This is a genomic window from uncultured Ruegeria sp., assembly GCF_947504215.1.
Lineage (GTDB): Bacteria > Pseudomonadota > Alphaproteobacteria > Rhodobacterales > Rhodobacteraceae > Ruegeria.
On the sequence record NZ_CANNGO010000027.1, the window covers coordinates 1 to 5,761 of the forward strand.

Genomic DNA, 5,761 nt, shown 5'->3' on the forward strand with positions numbered 1-5,761 from the left:
AAAAATCCAAACAACTACGCCAAGTATCGGAGATGAAGTCTTTTCTGCTGGATTCCGATCAAGATCACTTGGAGTAGGGAAGATATTCAGTCAGGGGAAACTGGTGGCCTTGAACGGACCCGAAGGCACATGGATTACTGATTTATCTTCCGGTCCTGGCGGTTCCGGTGCGCCTGTTTCAAATGCTGATGGACTGATAGTTGGATATGTTGTTGGTATACAATTCGACAATTTGGGATCCCGGGTTGGCACGTTGGTCCGGCCAATCTCGGAGATCACTGATGTGCTTAGAAATGCCGGCGTGAACCTATAAGTTGTGAGTTTCGCGAATGTCCGCTATCGCGGGCCTTAGCGTGGCTACGGAAGGCGGCGGCCAACGGCAGCTATGGGCCGTCCCCGATTCAGTTAATTGCGGGGCAGGGGGCTTTGCTGCACCGGCACCGAGGTCAGCATTGAGCCCATTTTGCCGGATGCTGCGTTTGCGCCAAATGGCCGCTTTGAGAAAGTCCAACGCGATCAAGTGGGACTTGGACCGGTTCCAACGCGCGGATGAGCACGTGTTCCGTCCGAAAGTCCGACGCACAACACGATTTCGTCTGCGCGCGGGGCGTCAGGTACCCAGAGCGTCATCGTATCGATATGGTCAAATGACCATGCTTCGTCCTTGTGACCCAAAGGCAGATCAATTGACCCGCCCAACGCCCCAACCTTGTGGTTGGACGGCATCAGAGATTTACCGCCACCGATAGCTGTTCGCACTGGTTTGCCAAGTGCGGGGTGCAACAATGCAGCCCCATGTTCCATCGCGCCCGAAGATCCGATGAGAGCGGCTTTGCCATAGCAAACAGCTGGTGCACTCAACATGTGCACCAGCTCTTGTGTCAACGCCCCACCAAGCTGCGCGCCGACATCAAAAAGGGGCGACAGATCGTCTTGATGAAATCCAGCGTAAGGGTTTCCGACAACCACCATTGCAGCAACGCGTGTGATCTGGTCGCACGGCTGCCCCATTTCATCTGAGGTGATGATCTCCTTGGTGAAAATCGTTTTCCGAATGATGAGCATCACACTCTCCTTTCCTGAGCGACCGCGGGCGCACTCCTAAGAGACTGGAATGCTAAGCCTAGTGGCACCACTGCAAAGAAGAGGATCATTGCAAGCCAAAGGGGCCCCTGCGGATTGCCGGTCCCATCAAGGATCGCACCTGCTAAAGGCGGCGTGATCCACATTATTGCATAGTAAACTGTAAAGAATACCCCCATGCCAAAGGCCCTGACCTGAGGCCGCATGGCTTGCCCTGCCATTGCCATAATAACCCCAGCAGGTGCCATGCCGATCAGTCCGAACAGGACGCTTGCGCCAACGCCAGCGCCAGGCAGGCCAATTAACAAGAGCGCAGCGATAGCACCTCCCATGCAGACAGCCAAGACTATGTTTCGTCCACCAATTCGATCCACGATCTGTCCGCAGGCTGCACCGGAAAAGATCATGATCCAGCTGCCTACACTGATGATTCCAGCTGCAGCAATGGCGGTTTGGTCGTGGCTTTCAAGAACTTTTGGCGCAAAGGCAAGATAGGTGACGTAGGCGGCGTTAAAGACGCCCCAGGCGGCCGCCGCACATAAGATCAAACGCCATTCCGGTCCTGTCAGCGAAATCCTAGTTCCGCCCGTCGCATCCGGCAAATCATTCGGTGGACGGTAGAGCAAATACACCCCTAGCGCCGCGATCACGCAATAGATTGAAGCAGCTTGAAACGGGACTTGCCAGCCGTATGTCTGGGCTAACCAGGCGTGGCCAACTTGTCCCATAGCGATCCCGAAAGGCCAGCTCATCACAAGGATGCTCATGGCCGTGGCAATCTCGCGTCCTTCGAACCAATCCGCGACCATCTTGGTGAAATAGAGCGTTGTGAAAAGAAACCCGGACCCGGCAAAAACGCGACCCATTCCTATGGCCCAGCTTTCCGTCGCAAGCGACGACGCGGCGCCACCCAATGCCAAAGCGCATAGGCCTAGCACCACCATGATCTGGTCTGACACGTAACGCCCCCAATACCCGGCAGGGATAGCGAGGAATAAACCGGGTGCCATGAACAGCCCGATCAGAAAGCCGATATCTGCATAGCTCAGCCCGAAGGCGACGACCAGATCGTCGCCGACGGACGCTACGGTTTGAAACTGAAACCCGAGTCCGACCCGCGCAAAAAACAGCAAACCCAGAATGCGCCAGCGCATCATACCCAGCCAAGCCCGCGCAGCGCGTGCACGTCGTTCCAAATTTTGGTCATATGGCTGACTTTGTCGCCGTCAAACAGAATCACATAGGCGTAATCCGAGACAACAGTTTTGCCCGTAGGCGCAACCGGTCCGCCTTCCCCGGTTTGCGTACCGTGGAATTCGGCGGCGGCAACAACGGTGCCGCGCGTTTCATCCGCTGCAAAAGCCGTCAGCTTGTAGTGGCCATCCGGTACAGGGGTCAGAAGCCCTTTCATCCACTCAGCGTATTCAGCAAGGGTTGTCGTTTCTGCCAGAGCGTCAGCCTGACAGGAAAAACGCGCCCCTTCGTGGCAGAAAAGCTTGCAGCCTTCCCACCCTTTGCCGGTTTCGCAGGCTTCAAAAAAGGCTTTTGCGGTTTCATACTGGTTCACTGTGCTGTCCTCCGTATTGATTTGATGATGTCAATGTAGGCCAGCTTTCGATGTGCCAGGTATCGTGCAGCTGCTGTCAGATCGCCGCCGTTCCCGCCAAGGAAGCCGAGGTTCTTGCTAGGAGCGGTGAATTTGGCCTACGAGCCCGACTTTCTCAAATGCTGCGCCGAAGACCATGTCTGTTTTTGGCAGGAATAGGCAGAGGCCAGTCTTTGACCTTTGCCTCACAGTTTCACTTGTTGAAGCCGCTGAGAACTCTTCAGTCATTCAGGCTCCGAACCGGTCTCGACTCCCACATCTTCCCTCTTTTGATTTCTGCTTTGGCGCTGCAAGTGCCACCATGCGGCAATGCGCTGAAAAAGTGTCCGATTGTCAGGGTATTGGAAAATGACAGTGGCCGCGTCGTGGTCAGAGTCCCATTCTCTTTGTTTCGCCTCCAGTTCTCTAAAAACGCGCGCTTCGATCTCTTGATCACTGAGCTCTGCTTCGCCAGCGTTTTCCCGATGCCTTGCGTTTGCTTCATCGTTCATTGCTGGGCGCCGGACTGCTAAAACGGAGATTGAGGCACGGACATTGACCTTTAACTCCTGTATCGGCGGTCTTGAACTCGGGTATCAGCGTTCTGATCATCAAGATGGGGATTAGTTATCTTGGCCAATTGCGGAAATCCTGGCATCCGCTTCCATTTCTTTAACCAAGTCTGGATTTGATACCCGCCAGGCCAAGAAACTGGCGTACCCTTGCTGGTTTAAAGCGGCGCGTTCGGTGGCTGTGGCTCTTCGGTAGTCTTCAATGTGAAAATCGGGAACGAAGCTCAGCTTTACTTGCATGTAAATCGACGTACAGTTCTTAACCTCGGAACGATCCAGCACCCGAATTTCGGCGGCTTCAGAACACATCAAGTATGTGGCGATCAGAGCCAACGTTTCCGGAGTCATGTTCTCTATGTCCTCTGATCAATTGGCTCAATTACGTCTCAATCGATAAGAACGTAGAGGTGAACATGACCGCTATAGGTCCGGCTAAAAATTTCTAAAACTTGTTCAAAGCATCTTGTCTATCGGAGCTCTTCAGCCGCTTCCGGTGCGTCCAGTCCTGCGGCGATCCGGAAGAACAAGTCTGCGCGCGCGACGTAATCGGGATTCGTGCTTAGCCATTTTCCGGCTAGTCGGGCCTCCACCAGACTGGGAGCAATCTCTGCGACCCGCGCATAGGCGGTCTTGGCTTTATCGATTTGCCCAAGTCCAACCAATGCAATCGACGAAATGATCAAAGGGGTCGCGCTGCTAGCGGACTCAGCGAGCGCCGCTTGCGCCGTTTGCGCTGCAGCGCCGTAGTCACATACTGTAAACTGAGCAAACCCCAATGCCGCCAAAAGCGACCCTTTGGCTGGGTCGCGTGGGCTGTGTCGCAGGGCTGCTTCGACCAAAGGAACGCCCCGTGAGGGATCTCCATAAAATCCTTCATACAAGCCGAGCCAAGCCAGTGTTACCGCACAGTTCGGATTCATCTGATGTGCTTGCCGAAGCTCCGGCAGGCCGCTTTCGGAATCCTGGTTCATGAAATGCAGAAGAGCGCGCAGTCTTCTGGCGTGATGGTCGGTTTGATCAATTGCGATTGCACGCGTCGCGGCGTCGATGCTGTCGGCCAATGAATCTGGCACTGAATTAGTTGTTCCATGATAGACATTCCACCAACCGACCCAAGCCAGAACACGCCATGCGAGCCCGGACTGAGGGTCAAGTTCCAACGCCATTCGCGCCAGTTCTCCTGCGCTATTGCGCGGTACCGGATCGTATGTCATTTCACCTGCGGAGATAACCGCCCAGGCCTTGCGCGCAAATCCATGTGCGGTCAAATCTTCAGGGGCGGTTCTGAGAACGCGTTTGGCTTCGGCCCGGTCGATCCAGGGCGCAAGCGAGGTCACAATCTTTCGTACGACCCGGTCTTGGGTTTCGAATTGATCGACCAAATCATCTTTGAAGGTCTCCGCCCAAACATGGGTACCGGCGGTCGCGTCGATAAGTTGGACGGTCACTCGAACAATATTTGAGTAGATACGTACACTGCCCTCAACAACATAGCGGACACCAAGCTCGTGTGCGATTTCGCGCAGGTCGCGAGGCATCTCCTGATATACGACGGCAGTATTGCGTGCGACCACGAAGAGGTCACGAAATCGGGACAGTTCAGTTGTGATATCTTCAACAAAGCCATCCGCGATCCAATCCAATTCTGAGACGCCAAACAAGTTTGAAAACGGTAAGACGACTACCGAAGGCTGCTCAGAAAACTCGGGTACGTGCGGTTCTGTATCTACGTCCAACCCGAACCGGAGGCCACGTCCTGGAACAGTTACAATAGCATTTGCGCCGAGTAATCGTCGCAGATTTGCCGCTTGCACATTCAGGTTGTTATCTCCGACAACAGCATCCGGCCAAACAACAGTCATAATTTCATCACGGCTGACCACCCTGTCGCGATTTGAAATCAAATGGCTCAACAAATCGAAAGCCCGAGCACCTATTGCGACATCTGTATCACCTTGCGTCAATCGCCGCGTCTGATCGTTGAAGACGAAATCTAAGAAACGAACACTGTCCATCGGATGAACGGTATCGCTCAATTCAGCCCGAGCAAGTAAAAACACAACTTAAGCAAATCTCGCTCAAAGGTGGATTGAGAAAAGTGGACATAGATCGAGTGCGCTGAGCAATCGGAACGTGCGTGCAACGTTGACCCTCTACAGTTTTGATCTCAGTACATTTGGATAGGAATCCCCAAGTCGCAGCGAGTGGGGATTTGAAAGCAGACCTTGGTTCAAGCGGCGCGAATGTCGGCCTAGTTGCGCATCCGGTGAATTCGCAGACATTGAGATTTTGCATTTGCAGCGAATGTCAGAAAATCGGGCTGCGCTCGCAGAATTTCGATGCCGTGCAGAATGTCGGTTAAGGGCCGCCTTGCCTAGCAGAGCGCTCAAAAACGTGCCGATGTCGCGCTGAGTCGTAGGTCGGCAGAGAGCCCAAAGTGCATATTGTCTTTTTGCCCGTAGGCTGACAGGAATGGCAGTATGGAAGAACACCCTCCTTGGTTTTCAAAACCTGAAAACAC

Annotated in this window: 7 protein-coding genes; 1 reads left to right on the forward strand and 6 read right to left on the reverse strand. The window is 54.0% G+C overall.

All coding sequences use genetic code 11. The features are described from left to right. On the forward strand, positions 1-313 hold a 313-nt coding region (locus Q1B21_RS22140; RefSeq protein ID WP_299893222.1), incomplete at its 5' end, for a hypothetical protein. A gap of 203 nt (positions 314-516) precedes the next feature. On the opposite strand, the gene Q1B21_RS22145 is transcribed toward Q1B21_RS22140, so the two are convergent. From Q1B21_RS22145 to Q1B21_RS22170, 6 genes are all read right to left on the reverse strand, one after another. Next, complete coding sequence (locus Q1B21_RS22145; protein ID WP_299085649.1) at positions 517-1,065, reverse strand: amino acid synthesis family protein; 549 nt, start codon at positions 1,063-1,065, stop codon at positions 517-519. Then, positions 1,065-2,279: a CynX/NimT family MFS transporter gene (locus tag Q1B21_RS22150; RefSeq protein ID WP_299893224.1), complete on the reverse strand. Its 1,215-nt coding sequence runs from the start codon at positions 2,277-2,279 to the stop codon at positions 1,065-1,067. Before Q1B21_RS22150 ends, Q1B21_RS22145 begins: the two co-directional genes overlap by 1 nt. After that, positions 2,237-2,650: an ester cyclase gene (locus tag Q1B21_RS22155; RefSeq protein WP_299085645.1), complete on the reverse strand. Its 414-nt coding sequence runs from the start codon at positions 2,648-2,650 to the stop codon at positions 2,237-2,239. The genes Q1B21_RS22150 and Q1B21_RS22155 overlap by 43 nt, the downstream gene beginning before the upstream one ends. A 263-nt stretch (positions 2,651-2,913) precedes the next feature. Then, entirely contained in the window at positions 2,914-3,180 is a 267-nt protein-coding gene (locus Q1B21_RS22160) for a hypothetical protein (RefSeq protein WP_299893226.1), read from the reverse strand. 111 nt (positions 3,181-3,291) lie between these two features. Next, entirely contained in the window at positions 3,292-3,588 is a 297-nt protein-coding gene (locus Q1B21_RS22165) for a hypothetical protein (RefSeq protein WP_299893227.1), read from the reverse strand. Between the two features lie 119 nt (positions 3,589-3,707). Then, positions 3,708-5,255: a winged helix-turn-helix domain-containing protein gene (locus tag Q1B21_RS22170; RefSeq protein ID WP_299893228.1), complete on the reverse strand. Its 1,548-nt coding sequence runs from the start codon at positions 5,253-5,255 to the stop codon at positions 3,708-3,710. Positions 5,256-5,761: the final 506 nt, after the last annotated feature.